Source organism: Sporosarcina sp. SAFN-010 (genome assembly GCF_059415065.1).
The window spans coordinates 1-18,925 of record NZ_JBPFDS010000006.1 but is presented as its reverse complement, the minus strand read 5'-3'; the positions used below and the strand labels follow the sequence as shown (position 1 = coordinate 18,925).

General features: G+C 41.8%; 15 protein-coding genes and 1 rRNA gene. 8 read left to right on the top strand and 8 right to left on the bottom strand.

The features are described 5' to 3' along the window. Positions 1-51 precede the first annotated feature (51 nt). The 8 genes from noc to rpmH form a co-directional block, all read right to left on the bottom strand. Positions 52-915, bottom strand: a complete 864-nt coding sequence (gene noc, locus ACR65F_RS08510; RefSeq protein WP_039044050.1) for a nucleoid occlusion protein — start codon at positions 913-915, stop codon at positions 52-54. A gap of 216 nt (positions 916-1,131) precedes the next feature. Then, on the bottom strand, positions 1,132-1,848 hold the full coding sequence (rsmG, locus tag ACR65F_RS08505) for a 16S rRNA (guanine(527)-N(7))-methyltransferase RsmG (protein ID WP_440504056.1): 717 nt from the start codon (positions 1,846-1,848) through the stop codon (positions 1,132-1,134). A 55-nt stretch (positions 1,849-1,903) separates the two neighbouring features. Then, complete coding sequence (mnmG, locus tag ACR65F_RS08500; protein WP_440504055.1) at positions 1,904-3,793, bottom strand: tRNA uridine-5-carboxymethylaminomethyl(34) synthesis enzyme MnmG; 1,890 nt, start codon at positions 3,791-3,793, stop codon at positions 1,904-1,906. 56 nt (positions 3,794-3,849) lie between these two features. Beyond that, positions 3,850-5,235, bottom strand: a complete 1,386-nt coding sequence (mnmE, locus tag ACR65F_RS08495) for a tRNA uridine-5-carboxymethylaminomethyl(34) synthesis GTPase MnmE (protein WP_039044047.1) — start codon at positions 5,233-5,235, stop codon at positions 3,850-3,852. A 399-nt stretch (positions 5,236-5,634) separates the two neighbouring features. Then, positions 5,635-6,444, bottom strand: a complete 810-nt coding sequence (jag, locus tag ACR65F_RS08490) for an RNA-binding cell elongation regulator Jag/EloR (RefSeq protein ID WP_440504053.1) — start codon at positions 6,442-6,444, stop codon at positions 5,635-5,637. Continuing rightward, positions 6,441-7,223 carry a membrane protein insertase YidC gene (gene yidC / locus ACR65F_RS08485; protein ID WP_440504051.1) on the bottom strand — a complete coding sequence of 261 codons (783 nt, stop codon included), beginning with the start codon at positions 7,221-7,223 and terminating at the stop codon, positions 6,441-6,443. Before yidC ends, jag begins: the two co-directional genes overlap by 4 nt. A 73-nt stretch (positions 7,224-7,296) precedes the next feature. After that, entirely contained in the window at positions 7,297-7,641 is a 345-nt protein-coding gene (gene rnpA, locus ACR65F_RS08480) for a ribonuclease P protein component (RefSeq protein ID WP_039044044.1), read from the bottom strand. A gap of 77 nt (positions 7,642-7,718) precedes the next feature. After that, positions 7,719-7,853, bottom strand: a complete 135-nt coding sequence (gene rpmH, locus ACR65F_RS08475) for a 50S ribosomal protein L34 (RefSeq protein ID WP_025784280.1) — start codon at positions 7,851-7,853, stop codon at positions 7,719-7,721. 520 nt (positions 7,854-8,373) lie between these two features. On the opposite strand from rpmH, the gene dnaA reads away from it, so the two are divergent. The 8 genes from dnaA to ACR65F_RS08435 form a co-directional block, all read left to right on the top strand. Further along, the gene (gene dnaA, locus ACR65F_RS08470; RefSeq protein ID WP_039044043.1) at positions 8,374-9,723 is read left to right on the top strand and encodes a chromosomal replication initiator protein DnaA; all 1,350 of its coding nucleotides are present in this window, start codon (positions 8,374-8,376) and stop codon (positions 9,721-9,723) included. A gap of 173 nt (positions 9,724-9,896) precedes the next feature. Beyond that, complete coding sequence (gene dnaN, locus ACR65F_RS08465) at positions 9,897-11,033, top strand: DNA polymerase III subunit beta (protein WP_039044042.1); 1,137 nt, start codon at positions 9,897-9,899, stop codon at positions 11,031-11,033. Positions 11,034-11,131: 98 nt separating this feature from the next. Beyond that, on the top strand, positions 11,132-11,371 hold the full coding sequence (yaaA, locus tag ACR65F_RS08460; protein ID WP_440504049.1) for a S4 domain-containing protein YaaA: 240 nt from the start codon (positions 11,132-11,134) through the stop codon (positions 11,369-11,371). Next, positions 11,361-12,485 carry a DNA replication/repair protein RecF gene (gene recF / locus ACR65F_RS08455; protein ID WP_440504047.1) on the top strand — a complete coding sequence of 375 codons (1,125 nt, stop codon included), beginning with the start codon at positions 11,361-11,363 and terminating at the stop codon, positions 12,483-12,485. The genes yaaA and recF overlap by 11 nt, the downstream gene beginning before the upstream one ends. A 79-nt stretch (positions 12,486-12,564) precedes the next feature. After that, positions 12,565-14,487: a DNA topoisomerase (ATP-hydrolyzing) subunit B gene (gyrB, locus tag ACR65F_RS08450; RefSeq protein WP_440504045.1), complete on the top strand. Its 1,923-nt coding sequence runs from the start codon at positions 12,565-12,567 to the stop codon at positions 14,485-14,487. 80 nt (positions 14,488-14,567) lie between these two features. Further along, positions 14,568-17,129 (top strand): DNA gyrase subunit A, encoded by a 2,562-nt coding sequence (gene gyrA, locus ACR65F_RS08445; protein ID WP_440504044.1) that lies wholly within the window; start codon positions 14,568-14,570, stop codon positions 17,127-17,129. A gap of 111 nt (positions 17,130-17,240) precedes the next feature. Beyond that, positions 17,241-18,353, top strand: a complete 1,113-nt coding sequence (locus tag ACR65F_RS08440) for an HD-GYP domain-containing protein (protein ID WP_440504042.1) — start codon at positions 17,241-17,243, stop codon at positions 18,351-18,353. 422 nt (positions 18,354-18,775) lie between these two features. Beyond that, positions 18,776-18,925: ribosomal RNA gene (locus tag ACR65F_RS08435) — 16S ribosomal RNA — on the top strand; the annotation flags it as partial.

Genomic DNA, 18,925 nt, shown 5'->3' with positions numbered 1-18,925 from the left:
ACAGAGCAAAAACTCTTGCCATCTGAAAGCAAGAGTCATTTCACACTATTATCATTTTGATTTTGGGATTTTAACCGTAAATGTGTAATAGTCCTCCGAGTCTTCCTCTTCCGTAGTTAGGTCAATTCCACTCTTAGTAACCATCGTTAGCGACTGGCGTATCGTATTGACTGCAATGCGGACGTCTTTACTCACTGACTTCCTCCGTGGAGCTTTCTTTTTTTCTTTTGGCTCAGGAGGCGTTAATACTTCTTTGATTCTGGCTTCTAGTTGTTTTACGTTGAGACCATTTTCTATTGCTTCCTGAAACACTTGTTTCTGAAGTTCAGGATCTTTCAACGCAATGAGTGCTCGAGCATGACGTTCTGATAACTCTTTTGTCAAAATTGCTTGTTTAATTTCTTCTGGCAATTTTAGCAATCTCATTTTATTTGCAATAGTTGACTGACCTTTACCTAAACGTTGTGCCAAAGCTTCTTGAGTCAGAGCATGAAGCTCTAATAACTTTTCATAAGCATATGCTTCTTCAATTGCTGTAAGTTCTTCCCGTTGTAAGTTTTCAATTAAAGCAATAGAAGCTGTTTCTTTATCGTCCAAGTTACGTACAATTGCAGGAACTTCTTCCCACCCGAGCTTTTTCATTGCCCGGTAACGTCGCTCCCCTGCGATGATTTCATATGCGTCTTCATCAGTCTGTCGTATGACGATTGGCTGGATGATCCCGTGCGTATGAATCGTACGAGCCAGTTCCTCGATTTTCTCTTCAGAGAAGATGGTGCGCGGTTGAAAACGATTTGGCTTAATACGATCTATTTGAATTTGTTCTACGGATTCATTCACCATAGGTTCCGCCTCTTCTAGCGGGGGGAGTTCTTTTTCTCCATTCCCAAAAAAACGTGAGAACGTATTTTTCATTCCAGACACCACCTTTATAAGACTATCCTCTGTTGTGAACACGAACAGTCGCTGCAGAGAGGATGATTTCCATCCATCATTCGTTCAATGTAATGCTTATTGAAACGTTTTGACGGCAGTCCACTTCATTGGAGATGGACTGAAAACCTATGTAAGAAAGAGAGCAATACAATCACTCTCCTTCTATATGGCCTACAATGTTCCACGTGAAACAGTTCAACAGATTGGAGTCTTATTTGGCATGCCCGGTTTTCGTGGATACTTTTTAGGCGTTTTTTTAACTTTTGAGAAAACAAACACAGTCCGCTCACTCTCTTCAAGTGGAAGAGAGAATGTATGTTTATCTTCTAACACAACGCCGAGAGTTTCAAGTGCTTTTTTTGCATCAACCATTTCGTCAGCTGCAGCAGCACCTTTCATAGCAATGAAACGTCCATCAACTTTAAGTGCGGGCACGCATAATTCAGCGAGGACACTTAGCCGTGCAACAGCTCGTGCAGTTACGATGTCAAACTGTTCTCGGTACACTGGATTTTGTCCGAAATCCTCAGCACGTGCATGGACGAATCGAACATTTTTCAATTCCAACTTATCTGCAAGTTCATTAAGGAAATTGATACGTTTATTTAATGAATCCACGATTGTTACGTGCAAATTCGGGAAGCAAATCTTTAACGGAATACTCGGAAAACCTGCACCTGCTCCTACGTCACAAAGTGTAAGCTCTTGCGTCAAATCCGTGAAAAATGCTGCTGAAATTGAATCATAAAAATGTTTAAGATAAACGGAAGGCGCATCAGTAATTGCCGTCAAGTTCATCTTTTCGTTCCATTCTACAAGCAGTTTAAAATACAGATTAAACTGAGAGATTTGCTGATCATTAAGGGTTATTCCCTTTTCCTGCAGCGCTTCAATAAATTGTTCTTCGTTCACTGAAATCCACCTTTCAAAAAAGCTAATACGGACTTCATATCCGTATTAGCTGGGGTTAGCCGGATATTTTAGCGATTTTACCTTGTTCAATGTAGACAAGAAGGATGGAAATGTCTGCTGGATTCACTCCTGAAGTTCGGGAAGCTTGTGCAATTGATAACGGACGTACATCACTTAAATTCGCTCTTGCTTCTTTTGCAAGACCTGAAATTGCATGATAATCAATGCCATCTGGAATCTTTTTGTTCTCCATCTTCTTCATACGATTTACTTGTTGCATCGCTTTTTCAATGTATCCTTCGTACTTAATAGAAATCTCAACTTGCTCCGCTACGTCTGGTGTACACGCCGTTTCCGGGGGAACAACCTTACTAATTTCATCGTATTTCATCTCCGGACGCTTCAACAGATCTGCAGCTTTCATTGGCTCACGAAGTGCTGTTCCACCTGCCGCTTCAATGATTGCCTGAACAGCTTCTTCAGGCTTCACAGATACTTTGCGTAACCGCTCAATTTCTTCTTCAATTTGTTGTTTTTTTACTACAAATTTCTCATACCGCTCATCAGAAATCATACCCAGTGTATGGCCAATTTCAGTGAGACGTAAATCCGCATTGTCATGACGCAACAATAGGCGGTATTCTGCGCGGGAAGTGAGTAGACGATAAGGCTCGCTCGTTCCTTTTGTTACAAGGTCATCGATTAGGACTCCAATGTAAGCATCAGCTCGTCCAAGAACCACTTCTTCTTTTCCGAGAACACGACTTGCAGCATTGATACCTGCCATGATGCCCTGTGCAGCGGCTTCTTCATAACCGGATGTTCCGTTTAGTTGGCCCGCAGTATACAAATTCTTAATTTTTTTCGTCTCCAGTGTTGGCCATAGCTGTGTCGGTACGATAGCATCATACTCGATTGCATAACCTGCACGTAGCATTTGAGCCTTCTCTAGTCCTGGGACACTTTCAATCATTTTACGTTGTACGTGCTCAGGTAAACTTGTAGATAATCCTTGAACGTACATTTCACGTGTATTCCGGCCTTCAGGCTCAAGGAAAATTTGATGCCTTGATTTGTCAGCAAAGCGAACAATCTTGTCCTCAATTGATGGACAATAACTTGGGCCTTTGCCTTTGATGACACCTGAATACATTGGTGATAAGTGAAGATTATCGTTAATAAGCTGATGCGTTAACGGTGATGTATATGTTAACCAGCAAGGCAGCTGATCTGTTATGAATTCAGTCGTTTCGAAACTGAATGCACGTGGTGTATCATCGCCCGGTTGAATTTCAGTTTTGCTATAATCGACCGTATTACTATTAACACGTGGAGGTGTTCCGGTCTTAAATCTGACTGTATCGAAACCTAGGTCACGGAGGCTATCTGCTAATTTGATAGAAGGCATCTGGTTGTTTGGACCACTTGAATATTTCAAGTCCCCGATGATGACTTCTCCGCGTAAAAACGTCCCTGTTGTAATAATGACTGTTTTCGCTCGATAAATGGCTCCGATTTGCGTGAGCACACCTTTTACTTCACCGTCTTCCACAATCAGTTCTTCCACGACACCTTGATGAAGAGATAAATGTTCTTCGTCTTCAAGGATGCGCTTCATTTCTTGTTGATAAAGGACTTTGTCTGCTTGCGCTCGAAGTGCACGAACTGCAGGTCCTTTTCCTGTATTCAACATCCTCATTTGGATGTGTGTTTTGTCGATTACTTTACCCATCGCTCCGCCTAATGCATCGATCTCTCGGACAACAATCCCTTTTGCAGGACCTCCAAGTGATGGATTACATGGCATGAAGGCAATCATATCCAGGTTCATGGTAAGTACGAGTGTGCTCGCTCCCATTTTTGCTGATGCATATGCTGCTTCTACGCCTGCATGGCCGGCGCCGATTACGATAACATCGAACGTGCCTGCTTCAAATTGTGGCATGCTCGTTCATCCTTCCTGTATATGAATCACATGGCTGTAGCCACGCGTTCAATTGTTTATTTCCCGAGGCAAAACTGAGAGAATAGCTGGTTGATGAGGCTGTCTTGAACGGTATCTCCAACAATTTCACCGAGCAGTTCCCACGTCCGTGTAATATCAATTTGGATCATATCGATAGGAACGCGCGCTTCTGCTGCTTGAATAGCGTCTTCAATAGACGTTTTCGCCTGATGCAACAATGCAATATGGCGCTCGTTTGAAACATACGTCGGGTCTTCTGCTTCGATTCCACCACCAAAAAATAGGCCCGCAATCGTTTCTTCCAGCTCATCTACGCCTTCATCTTGAAGGATAGATGTAGTAATGACGTGCTTTTGACCTGCCAATTGGTTGACGGTCTCTATATCGATTTGCTGAGGTAGGTCCGTCTTGTTAACGACAATAATTGCATCCATTGGACGAATCGTTTCAAGTAACCGTTCGTCTTCAGGAGACAGTGCTTCAGAACCATTCAACAGCAAGATTACGAGATCTGCTTCTTTTAGTACTTGTCGAGAGCGTTCTACACCAATCCGTTCCACTAAATCTTCCGTTTCACGAATACCCGCTGTATCGACCAATTTTAATGGTACGCCTTTAACGTTCACGTACTCTTCAATAATATCACGAGTTGTCCCCGCTATGTCAGTTACAATTGCTTTATTTTCCTGGACAAGGCTGTTAAGTAAGGAAGATTTCCCTACGTTCGGACGTCCAATAATAACTGTCGAAAGCCCTTCGCGAAGAATTCTACCTTGAGAAGAAGTTGAGAGAAGCCTAATAATTTCACTTCGCACCCACTCCCCTTTCTCAATCATGAGCGGAATCGTCATTTCTTCTACGTCATCATACTCTGGATAATCGATATTCACTTCGACTTGTGCAAGTGTCTCAAGAAGTGCCTGACGTAACTCGCCAATCAGACGAGATAATTTTCCGTCCATCTGATTCAACGCAACATTCATAGCCCGATCGGTTTTTGCTCGTATTAAATCCATTACAGCTTCTGACTGAGACAAGTCAATCCGCCCATTTAAAAAGGCACGCTTCGTAAACTCACCTGGTTCAGCTAAACGTGCACCATATTGGAGTACCAGTCGAAGTACTCGATTCACGGACACCAATCCACCGTGACAATTCAATTCGATTACGTCTTCACGCGTGAACGTTTTCGGCGCTTTCATGAGAGAGACCATTATCTCTTCCACGGTTTCGTCAGTCGAGGGATCCACCAAATGACCATAATGAATCGTGTGGGACGATGAATCTACTAAACGCTTCCCAGACGGAGAACGAAACAATCTATCCGCAATTTCAACAGCTTCATCTCCGCTGATTCGGACTATCGCAATTGCTCCTTCTCCCATCGGCGTCGAAATTGCCGCTATTGTATCAAATTGCACGCTGACTCACCTTCCTATTTCTCGTTATCCACATGTGTACAACCATTTTCCAGGCGTAACTATCTAACAGTAAATTTTATCATAAATCGGTCTGTTGTCCTAGCATGTGGTACGAAAATATGTGGATAACTTGAAAATTTTGTGGCTGTTTCCTCTTTAATGTCGATACAACAGCTTTTCAGTAAATGGAATTTGTATAAGAATGTCGTTTTCTCTACATGAAATGGTGCATGAAAACTGGAAATTTCACGTGTCAAATCAAGTTACTTTTATTCGAGTTGTGGTGATTTGATACGGGGACGATTCAATGAAATGAATGTAAGGATTTAGAGGTTTTGCAGTCTTTTTATACTTCTCCAGCTAAAAAAGGCATAAAAAAAAGGGCTTTTTTAGCCCTTTTTAAACAATCGGTTCGATCACTAAGTAACGACGTGGATCTTTGCCTTCAGAGTACGTTTCAATGTCAAGTCGGTCTGCTAATGCATGATGCAAGACTTTTCGCTCGTTCGAGGGCATCGGTTCCAGCTGAACCTTTCGCCCGCTACGAATAGCTTTATCGGCCATTCGTTCTGCAAGTTGCACAAGTGCCTGTTCACGACGAACTCGATAATCTCCGACATCAACACGAACTACTTTGTAAGTCCCGGTTCCTTTGTTCGCTACTAGTTGCGCTAATTGCTGTAACGCATTTAGTGTACTTCCTCTTTTACCTATTAAAAATGCTGCTTTTTCACTTTCTAATTGAAAGTAAATGACTTTCCCATCTGTTTTATGGGTAAGTTGTAGATCTTCCACACCCATGTCGTTTGCAATCTGAGAGAGATACGCACTCGTTTCTGCGATAATTTCATCGTCCGTCAAGGTGGGTTCCGACAGTGCTATTGAGACAGTTTCTGCTTCGGAATCTAACTTTTCAGTTCGGTCTTCGGCTATTTCTATAGTAGAAACTTGAACGGAAGGCGGTTCTTGTAAAAGTTCTTCAACACCCTTTTCTTCCTTAACATCTGAAATGGGTGAATTATTTTGAACCGGTTCTTCAGGGAGACGTTTAACTACTACTTCGGCAGCTACTGCACCAAAGCCGAGAAAACCTTTCTTCCCTTTGGTGATCACTTGGACATCGACTTGGTCCCGCAAAGTATTCAATTTCTCTAACGCAGAGGCGATTGCGTCTTCAACGGTTTTGCCGGTCTGTCTGATCTCACTCATTTCCGCTTAGTTCCCCCTTTCCCCTTGGGTTGCTCAACCACAACTTCTTTTTTCTTAAATGGTTTGTAGATGAAGAAGTTTTGAACAATCGAAAATGTATTTCCGACAACCCAATATAACGCTAGGGCTGCCGGTAAAAACGAACCGAAAATCATAATGAAAAACGGCATGATGTACATCATGATCTTCATCTGAGGGTTATCCATTGCTGGACCCGTGCGCAATACTAAGAATTGCATAATTCCTGCAAAAACAGCTAACGCAATACTTGGTGCTGCTAGATCAAACACAAGGAATTTGCCTAGTGGAATATCTGGTGATGCATTCATACGACTAATTGCATGATAGAAACCAATCAATATCGGCATTTGAACAAGTACAGGGAGACATCCTGCTACTGGATTGACTTTGTTTTCCGACATGACAACTTGCATTTCTTCACGGTACTTCTGTTGAGTGACTGCATCTTTTGACTTGTACTTCTCTTTTAATGCCTTCAGTTTCGGTTGAATTGCTTGCATTTGTTTTGAACTTTGAGTTTGCTTCAATGTTAGTGGCAGTAAGATGAGACGTATAATAATCGTTACTGCGATAATTCCGAGCCCATATGTGCCAAGTAACTCTTTAAACGTTTCGATTAAAGAAACGAGTGGCCACACAATATATTTACTCCAAAACCCTTCACTGGAAGCCGATATAGGCTCATTGAAATCTGAACAGCCCGCCAAAAAAACGGACATTGCTGTTAGCATGAACAGCAACCCTGCTTTTTTCTTCAATATAGTTCCCCCAAATCTCATTCTTTTTCTAGTCAGTCTTAGTGTCAGTGTATCACGAACGCTGATTTCAGTTCTACTTCTTCTTTAGTACGCGTGCGATTCGTAACACATGCTGCAAACTCTTTTTTGTTTCATGAAAATCTAATTTGGCCGCCGGATGTCTGGCGATAATGACATAATCTTGATCTTGCCGAAGGTCTTCCTTCATCTCTAAGAAGGATTGGCGAATGCATCGTTTTATACGATTACGCATGACGGCGTTCCCAATCTTTTTGCCTACAGAAAGTCCAATTCGGAATTCATCCTGGTTTTCTGCTTTACATACGTACACAACGAATTGTCGGTTTGCAAATGATTTGCCGGTTTTAAAAACTCGTTGAAATTCTTCGTTCTTTTTAATACGTTGACTCTTTTTCATTAGGCACCTGCTCCATCGCGTGTAGTAGTAGTTTTGTGACTTTGGCATAAAAAAAAACCACTGAATGTGTCAGTGGCTTACGCTGAAAGAACTTTTCTTCCTTTTCTGCGACGGGCTGCAAGGACTCTGCGTCCGTTTTTCGAGCTCATGCGTGCACGGAAGCCGTGGACTTTTGCGCGTTTACGTGTATTTGGTTGGAATGTACGTTTCATGTTAGAAGACACCTCCTGCTTTACTGACTCAATTACATGTTACATATAACAGTCTTGACAAGTATAGCTGTCTGAAGAGTCATTGTCAAACGGTTTTTCCAGTATCACTTGAGTTCTTTCTCGAGATCTGGTTTATCTTCACCAAATTTCAGCACATATAGTTATCCACAAGTTTTTCCCTAGACGAAATTTTGTTCTGTGCATGATTGCCTTTTTGATTTTTTCAAAAACCAACAATTGTCGACAGCTTTTTCACATATCCCTGCTTGTGGATAACAATTCTGTCCACATTTGCCCACGATGTGTATAACTCATCCAATCCCTTGCGATGTAAGATCATTGCTGATACAATGAGAAAGATTTTGTTGTGTATATAATTTCATACATCTACCCTTATCCACAATTGTTAATAAGTTGTGGATAATTTTTTCAACAACTTTGAATAATAGTTACCCACAAGCGTGGAAACTGTGTATAATACATACTTCCGGGTTTAGTTCGGCGAAAAGGAGGTTCACGTGTGGAGCATTTAGAAAACCTTTGGCAGGAAGTTCTGTCGAAAGTAGAAGAAAAAATCTCCCGGCCCAGTTTTGAAACGTGGCTGAAATCGACAAAACTTTTATCGTACGGATCTGAAAATGTAACAATTGCTGTTCCAAATTCATTTTCAAAAGAGTGGTTGGAGACCCATTACGTACATTTAATAACAGGAATTCTTTCTGAGTTGACTGGCGAAGACCGGTTAATTCAATTTGTAGTTCCTGAAGACATGGCCGAGAAAGACTTTGCTGTGCCTAAACCAGTCGTTAAAAAAGTAGAGAAATCAGCTGTTGCTACGACGGCTGCAATGCTGAATCCCAAGTATACGTTTGACACGTTTGTCATCGGATCAGGAAATCGCTTTGCGCATGCGGCATCATTAGCAGTAGCAGAAGCGCCTGCCAAGTCATACAATCCGTTGTTCATCTATGGTGGCGTAGGACTTGGGAAAACTCACCTTATGCATGCAATTGGACATTACGTATTGGAACAAAATCCTGCCCTTAAAGTGGTCTACTTATCGAGTGAAAAGTTTACAAATGAGTTCATCAACTCGATTCGTGATAACAAAGCAGGGGAGTTTCGTGACCAATACCGAAGCGTAGATGTGCTGCTAATTGATGATATTCAATTTCTTGCTGGAAAAGAACAAACGCAAGAAGAATTCTTCCATACTTTTAATACGTTGCATGAAGAATCCAAGCAAATTGTCATCTCCAGTGATCGACCTCCGAAAGAGATCCCTACATTGGAAGATCGACTCAGATCTCGATTTGAATGGGGATTAATCACCGATATTGCACCGCCTGACTTAGAGACACGGATCGCAATTTTACGTAAGAAGGCTAGAGCAGACGGTCTTATTGATATCCCAAATGAAGTGATGCTATACATTGCCAATCAAATTTACACGAATATCCGCGAGCTTGAGGGGGCACTGATTCGTGTTGTTGCCTATTCATCACTCGTCAATATGGACATCACACCGGATCTTGCTGCAGAAGCATTGAAGGATATTATTCCGAATGCACGACCACGAATGGTTACTATTATTGATATTCAAAAGACTGTAGGGGAGCACTTTAGCGTGCGCTTGGAAGATTTCTCAGCTAAAAAGCGAACTCGCGCAATTGCATTTCCGCGTCAAGTTGCCATGTACCTTTCTCGTGAACTGACAGATGCTTCTCTACCTAAGATTGGTTCGGAGTTTGGGGGGCGTGACCATTCAACAGTCATCCATGCGCATGAGAAGATTTCTAAAATGGTCAAAGAGGATAAATCACTCCAACAAGACATACAAGATATTCGGGCAGCGCTAGGAAGAAGTTAACGAGACTGTGGATATCCTAGAATAACTAGTGCACGTTCACACACAAGTTATGCACATGTGGAAAACCTTACTTGTTATTCGTTCAAAGGGCTTTTCCACATATCCACAGCCCCTACTACTATTACTACTATTCTTTTAAGTACTTTAATTCATTATATAAGCGAGGGGTTCACATGAAATTTGAAATCATGAGAGATAAATTGCTCGAAGGTTTGAGCGATGTCATGAAAGCGATTAGTCAAAAAGTGACGATCCCGATTCTTACGGGTATCAAAATCGAAGTGACTGAAAAAGGATTAACGATGACCGGTAGTGATTCGGATATTACAATCTGTACATCCATTCCTGTAGAACAAGATGGTGAACAGATCATTCAAGTCATGGAAAGTGGCATGATTGTTCTTCAGGCGAAGTTCTTCAGTGAAATCATACGTAAACTTCCAACTAATGAAGTTGTGATTGAAGTAACGGAAGGCATGCACACACATATCCGTTCTGGAAAATCGGAATTCCATCTCATTGGATCCGATCCGTACGAATACCCGATACTACCTGAGGTCTCTGATGAACACCGGATGTCTTTGCCATCTGATCTCATCAAGTCTGTCATTCGTGAGACTGTGTTTGCAGTCTCTCAACATGAGACGCGCCCTATACTTACAGGCGTACATTGGGAGTTAAAAGATGGAGAGCTAGTTTGTGTCGCTACAGATAGTCATCGTTTAGCTAGTCGAAAGACAAGACCTGAACAAGTTCCAGAGCAACCATTTAGCATTGTAATTCCAGGAAAGAGTTTACAAGAGCTGAACAAGATTCTTCCGGATACACAAGAGCCAGTGGAAATCATTTTTGCCGATCAACAAGTATTGTTTAAAACACGTAATGTTTTATTCTATTCAAGATTGTTAGAGGGTAATTATCCAGATACATCACGTCTAATTCCTTCTGAATACAAAACATCTGTAACTGTAAACGGAAAACAGCTTTTGCAAGCAATTGACCGTGCATCGTTATTGGCTCGTGAAGACCGCAACAATATCGTTCGTTTTTCAGCTGAAGGTGGCAATACTCTCGAAGTCTCTTCTAATTCACCGGAAGTCGGAAAGGTTGAGGAATTGATTGAGGCACAAGAAGTAACAGGAGAAGAGTTGAAAATTTCGTTTAGTGCTAAATATATGATGGATGCTTTAAAAGCGATTGATGGACAAAATATCGAAGTCCATTTCACTGGAACGATGCGTCCATTCATCCTAAAAGCAACAGACAATGATTCTATTCTCCAACTCATTTTGCCAGTTCGCACATATTGAACAAAAAAGGATGGCCGTAAAGCGGCTATCCTTTTTACTTATAGTCAAAAGTCCGGTAAAATAGAAATACAACTAACTTTGTGAGGGATTGAATGCAAATGGAAGAAATACACTTCAATACGGAATATGTAACGCTAGGACAACTCTTGAAAATGGCCAATGTGATTAGTTCAGGAGGAATGGCAAAATGGTATCTCAGTGAGAACGTAATTTACGTGAACGGTGAGGTAGAACAGCGAAGAGGTCGAAAACTATATGATGGAGATCTTGTTATGGTGCCAAGTGCTGGTAAGTATAAGCTGATCGCTGATCCATATGGAACTCGGGATGTACATTGATCGCCTCGCGTTAACTGACTACAGAAATTACGCCTCCCTCGATTTATCATTTTCTCCGCACATTAACGTATTCATTGGCGAAAACGCACAAGGGAAGACCAATGTCATGGAAGCAATTTATGTGTTAGCTATGGCAAAATCACATCGAACGTCAAATGATCGTGAACTTATCCGTTGGGGCCAGGAGTATGGTAAAATAGAAGGTGATGTAGAACGCAAGTATGGACATCTTCCCATTGAGCTAGTAATTTCCAAAAAGGGAAAAAAAGCTCGTGTGAATCATATTGAGCAAAACCGGCTGAGTTTGTATATCGGGCAAGTGAACGTTGTCATGTTTGCGCCTGAAGATCTCAATCTCGTAAAAGGTAGCCCTCAAGTAAGACGGCGCTTCCTTGATATGGAGATTGGACAAATTTCGCCGGTTTATCTGCATGACTTACTGCATTACCAAAAACTCTTGAAACAGAGGAATGCGATTCTAAAAGATAACCGTGGAAAACGTCAATTCGAAGATGTCATGTTTGACGTCTATACCGAACAGTTTGTCGATAAAGCGGTGCAAATTATAAAAAAGAGGTACTACTTTTTGGAGTTGTTGCAAAAGTGGGCTGGACCGATTCACCACGGTATTTCTCGTGGACTAGAGAACTTGGAAGTCTCTTATAGCACATTAAAAGAATTGTCACCTGCGCAATCCGATGACGAGATGAAGGATATCTTGATGAAGAAGCTAGCGGAGGTCAAAACGCGTGAACTTGATCGGGGTATCACTCTCATTGGACCACATCGCGACGATTTAACGTTTATGGTGAATGGTTATGATATACAAACCTACGGATCTCAAGGACAACAGCGCACGACAGCCTTGTCGTTAAAGCTTGCTGAAATTGAGTTAGTACGTCAAGAAGTAGGAGAAGCACCTATTTTGCTACTCGATGATGTGTTGAGTGAATTGGACGATTACCGTCAATCCCATTTACTGAATACGATTCAAGGGCAAGTGCAAACTTTCGTTACAACAACAACCGTTGCAGGAATCGAACACGAAACCATTCGTCAAGCTGCCATCTATGAAGTTGAAGATGGAACAGTGTCTAGACGAGACAACGTGTGAGACTTGTTTATGAATAGATACCGGAAAAATAAGACCGGGATGCCGGCGTGTTCTGAAAGGAAAGGTGAACAGTTTGGCCATGGAAGAAAAAGAGTTACAAAACGTATACGATGCCAATCAGATCCAAGTGCTGGAAGGGTTGGAAGCGGTTCGTAAACGACCTGGTATGTATATCGGGACAACGAGCGGAAAAGGTCTCCATCACTTGGTTTGGGAAATTGTCGATAATAGTATCGATGAAGCATTGGCGGGTTATTGTGACCACATTGAAGTTACGATTGAAAAAGGGGACTGGATTCGTGTCGACGACAATGGTCGAGGTATCCCTGTAGGTATACAAGCTTCCACTGGACGTCCTGCAGTAGAAGTTATTATGACTGTGCTGCACGCTGGAGGTAAATTCGGCGGTGGCGGATATAAAGTTTCAGGTGGATTACACGGTGTAGGGGCTTCAGTTGTCAATGCCTTGTCCATAGAGACAGAAGCATTCGTTAAACTGAATAGCAAACTGTACTCGATTAAGTTTAGCAAAGGTAAAGTGGTTCAGGAATTGAAAGAAATTGGCGTTTCTGATGAAACAGGTACAACAATCCGATTTAAAGCTGACCCTGAAATCTTTACAGAAACAACTACTTACGAATACGGTATTCTAGCACATCGTCTGCAAGAGCTTGCTTACTTGAATCGCGGACTCAGAATTACGATAACAGATGAACGCGTGGAAGAAGCACGTAAAGATACGTATTATTATGAAGGCGGCATCAAGTCCTATGTCGAGCACTTGAACGAAAACAAAGAGCCGATTTATCCTGAGCCAATTTTCATTGAAGGAGAAAAGGACGGAATTTCAGTGGAAATCGCGATGCAACATAATAGCGGTTATGCTGATAACCTGCTCTCATTTGCAAATAATATTAATACGTACGAAGGCGGGACACATGAGTCCGGTTATAAAACAGCATTAACTCGTGTGATTAACGACTATGCTCGTAAAAATGGTTTGTTACGTGATGCCGATCAGAACCTTACAGGGGATGATGTACGTGAAGGATTGACAGCAATCGTCTCCGTTAAACACCCAGATCCACAGTTTGAAGGACAGACGAAGACAAAACTTGGAAACTCTGAAGTGAGCACAATTGTGAATTCATTGTTCTCAGAAGGATTCCAACGCTTCATGCTCGAAAATCCACAAGTTGCTCGTAAAGTAATCGACAAAAGCTTGATGGCGGCTCGTGCGCGTCTGGCTGCGAAAAACGCTCGTGAGTTTACTCGCAGGAAGTCTGCACTGGAAGTTTCGAGTTTGCCAGGTAAACTTTCAGACTGCTCATCACGTGATCCAGCGATTAGTGAATTGTACATCGTAGAGGGTGACTCGGCGGGAGGATCTGCAAAAGGAGGACGGGATCGTCACTTCCAAGCAATTTTACCGTTACGCGGTAAAATCCTGAACGTTGAAAAAGCCCGTTTAGATAGAATTTTAAGTAACGAAGAAATCCGTATGATGATTACAGCACTCGGTACTGGCATTGGAGAAGAGTTCAACTTAGAAAAGGCTCGGTATCACAAAATTGTGATCATGACCGATGCCGACGTTGATGGTGCACACATTCGTACATTGCTTTTGACATTCTTCTTCCGCTTCATGCGTCCGTTAATCGAGGCAGGGTATGTATATATTGCACAGCCACCTCTTTACCGGGTCAAACAGGGTAAGAACGAAGAGTATTGCTATGACGAAGAAACTCTAAAAGAAATTTTGGGTCGTTTATCATCAACACCTAAACCAATCATTACTCGATATAAAGGTCTTGGTGAGATGGATGCTACACAATTGTGGGAAACTACGATGAATCCGGATCAGCGAACTTTGCTCCAAGTACATCTTGAAAATGCAATCGAAGCAGATGCGATTTTCAACCGACTTATGGGCGATGAAGTAGCTCCAAGACGAAAATTCATTGAAGATAATGCAATTTACGTGAAGAATCTAGATGCTTGATTGCCAAGCAGTGTGACTGTTATGGAGAGCCGCCCTTGTTTACTCATAAATAAGGGTCAGGCTGAAAGGAGTATGACAACATGGCAGATCTGCCAAAACGCGGTGTGCAGGAAATCAATATTAGCAAAGAGATGGAGACGTCTTTCCTTGACTATGCAATGAGTGTTATCGTCTCACGGGCACTTCCTGATGTGCGCGATGGACTGAAACCAGTTCACCGTCGTATTTTGTATGCAATGCAGGATCTCGGAAATACAGCAGACAAGGCTCATAAAAAGTCTGCTCGTATTGTTGGAGACGTTATCGGTAAGTACCACCCGCACGGTGATACTGCTGTTTACGATACGATGGTACGAATGGCGCAAGATTTCAACTATCGCTATATGCTCGTTGATGGTCATGGAAACTTTGGTTCTGTAGATGGAGACTCGGCAGCAGCAATGCGTTATACAGAATCTCGTATGTCCAGAATCGCTATGGAACTATTACGTGATATTAACAAAGACACAATCGACTACAAAGATAACTATGATGGTCAAGAAAGAGAACCAATTGTATTACCAAGCCGTTTTCCGAACCTTCTCGTCAATGGTACATCCGGAATCGCGGTAGGAATGGCAACGAACATTCCTCCTCATCATTTAGGTGAAACGATTGACGGTGTTCTTGCACTTGCAGAAAACCCAGCAGTTACGACGGAGGAATTGATGGAAATCATTCCAGGTCCGGACTTCCCAACGGGCGGTATTATTTTAGGTCGTAGCGGGATCCGTAGAGCTTATGAAACGGGTCGAGGCTCTTTGTTAGTACGCGGTAAAGTTGAGATTGAGCAAGCGGCTAACGGTAAAGAAACAATTATCGTCTATGAGCTGCCTTATCAAGTAAACAAAGCTCGATTGATCGAAAAAATTGCTGAGCTCGTACGGGAAAAGAAAATTGAAGGAATCACACACCTTGCGGACGAATCTGACCGCACTGGTATGCGTATTGTCATCGAAGTTCGTAGAGATGCGAATGCCCACGTGTTGTTGAATAACTTATACAAGCAAACGGCGCTTCAATCCAGTTTTGGTATTAACATGCTTGCACTTGTCGACGGGCAACCTAAAGTTCTCGCATTGAAAGAAATTTTGTATCATTATTTGGAGCACCAAAAAGTTGTGATTCGACGCAGAACACAATACGAACTGAAAAAAGCAGAAGATCGCGCGCACATCCTTGAAGGATTACGAATTGCACTCGATCACATCGACGAAATTATTGCACTCATTCGTGGTTCTAAAACCGCTGATGAAGCTAAAAGTGGGCTAATAGAACGTTATAGTCTATCAGACCGTCAAGCACAAGCTATTTTGGATATGCGCTTGCAACGTTTAACAGGATTGGAACGCGACAAAATTGAAGAAGAGTATCAGCAATTGGTACTGCTAATCAATGAATTGCGTGCCATTTTGGCAGATGAACTTAAAGTAATTGAGATTATTAAAGAAGAACTTCTTGAAGTCAAGCATCGCTTTGCAGACAAACGCCGTACAGAAATTACGCTTGGTGGTACGGATATGCTTGAAGATGAAGACCTGATTCCTGAAGAGAACTCTGTCTTAACGCTTACACACCATGGATATGTGAAACGCCTGCCGGCAAACACATACCGAAGTCAGCGCCGCGGTGGACGTGGAATTCAAGGAATGGGTACAAACAATGATGACTTCGTGGAGCACTTGTTGAATACATCTACTCATGACACGATTTTGTTCTTTACGAGCAAAGGTCGCGTATTCCGGAAAAAAGGTTACGAAGTTCCGGAGTTTAGCAGAACAGCTAAAGGATTACCGTTAGTGAATTTGTTAGACGTAGAGAAAGATGAAAAAGTAACAACAATGATTCCAATCGAAAAGTTTGAAGAAGACCAGTACTTGTTCTTCACAACACGTGATGGTCTCGTCAAACGAACGTCTGTCATGGCATTTGCTAACATCCGTTCTAACGGATTAATTGCCCTACGTCTTCGTGAAGAGGATGAACTCATTAACGTGAAGTTGACAGACGGCAGCGAGACGATTGCTATCGGTACAAAAGATGGCATGCTCATTCAGTTCACTGAAGAGTCGATTCGTCCATTGAGTCGTACAGCAAGCGGTGTGATTGGCATTCGTTTACGTGATGGCGATCATGTCATCGGCATGGATATCGTCAAAGAAGACGATGAAATTCTTGTGGTGACGGAAAATGGATTCGGTAAACGGACTCCTGTCGCCGAGTATCGCTTGCAGTCTCGTGGCGGATTCGGGTTAAAGACGCTAAATATTACGGAACGTAACGGTAAGATGGTTGCGATGAAATCTGTAGACGGCACTGAAGACCTCATGCTGATCACCCTCCATGGGATTTTGATACGTATGGATATTCACGACATTTCTATAATTGGTCGAAGCACACAAGGTGTTCGGTTGATTCGCTTAGGAGATGAAGAATTCGTCGCGACCGTTGCCAAGGTCGAAAAAGAATCATTAGAAGAACTAGATGAGACTGAAGACGAATCTATTGAAGAGGGTCAATCCAGCACATCTGACACTGAAACTCATGCAGATGAGATTGAAAACCTTCCAGAAAATTCATCAGAAACTGAAACTGAAGAGTAATACATTTAATACCGGTTTGGAGAAAATTCCAAACCGGTATTTTTTTGATGTTTAGAATAGAGTATGATGAGGAGAGAACAATCATCTGGAAAAGGAATGCGGTGACTAAAAATGGAAAACTACAAAAACTTAAGTGACCTTCGACCAGGTACAACTATTGCCGAAGACATTTACGCAAATACAGCATTTCCCATCATTCGAAAAGGAACAACACTTGAAATTGAGCATTTAGAAGTGCTAGATCTATTTTCCATTAAAAGAGTGAAAGTAGAAGAACGTATCATTAATCGTGTTCAGACTGATCAGCGTGAAATAGGAAAGACTGATGTCATTTCAAGTGATATAGAACAGTTGCTTGAAAACAAAATCAGTCGAACTTCAGATCTGCATACAATGTATAAAAAAGCGGTGAATGATTATAAAAGGGAATTTACATCATGGAGATCTGGCGTGAAGCTAGACATTGCAAAAGTACGTTTACTCATTATGCCGTTGTTAGATTCGTATATGGAACATAAAAAGATGCTCGTATTATTGAATGAGTATTCGAATAGGAAAGAATATATCTACCACCATGCGGTCTCAGTAGGTATCTTGACTGCGGCACTCGCTAGTGAGCTTGACTATCCGAAAGGAACAACACTTCAATTAGGGCTAGCAGGAACGCTTACAGACTGCGGAATGGCAAAAATTAATCCGACTTTGCTAGAAAAAGCAGCATTCTTAACAAAGGATGAGTTTGCTGAAGTAAAAAAACACCCTGTGTTTAGTTATCAAATGACGCAGGATTCACCTTTGTTACGCCAAGAAATGAAACTAGCTGTTTTGCAACATCATGAGAGATTGGATGGAAGTGGATACCCTCGTGGAGATAAGGATGAAAAGATTTCACAGCTTTCTCAAATACTCGCCGTTGCAGACGTTTTCCATGCAATGACATGCGAACGAGTGTATCGCGCAAAAGAATCTCCATATAGAGTTGCAGAAATGATGAAAGAAGAGGACTTCGGAAAGTTCGATCCAACTATACTAGGTGCATTGTATGAAATTATAGGTATGCCTAGTATTGGTGATAAAGTTCTTTTAACAAATGGTGATGTGGGAGAAGTACTCTCAATAAATCATGATCGTCCATTGCGTCCAAACGTGAAATTACAGGGTAGAGCAGAGATAGTAGATTTAAGTATGAATCGTTCGATTGCGATTGAGAAGGTAATAAACTAAATGAATAATAGAAGATGATGAATCTTTATCCAAGCTTGCCGTTTCACGTCAAACGTTGAAATGGCGGGCTTTTATTTGTTTTTTAGAGATATATTTCTACGAATATATAAAAAGGCTTGCACTATTAAACTAGGCATGATATATTAGAACACGTTGCTCTTACAGAAAGCATTTCAGTGAGTTGCAACAATGAAAAAAAGAAGTTAAATAAAGTTGTTGACACGATGATTACAAGATGTTATGATGTAAGAGTTGTTAAAAACAAAACAGAAACACTATGAACCTTGAAAACTGAACAGCAAAATGTCAACGAATTATCGTTTGGGAAACCGGTTCTGCCGGTGAAACAAACACAAACAGATCTTAATTGATCTGATAGACATCTTAAATGATGCCAGTACGAATTGAGCAATCAATTCTCTTTTATGGAGAGTTTGATCCTGGCTCAGGACGAACGCTGGCGGCATGCCTAATACATGCAAGTCGAGCGAATTGATAGGAGCTTGCTCCTTGAGATTAGCGGCGGACGGGTGAGTAACACGTGGGCAACCTGCCCTGCAGATGGGGATAAC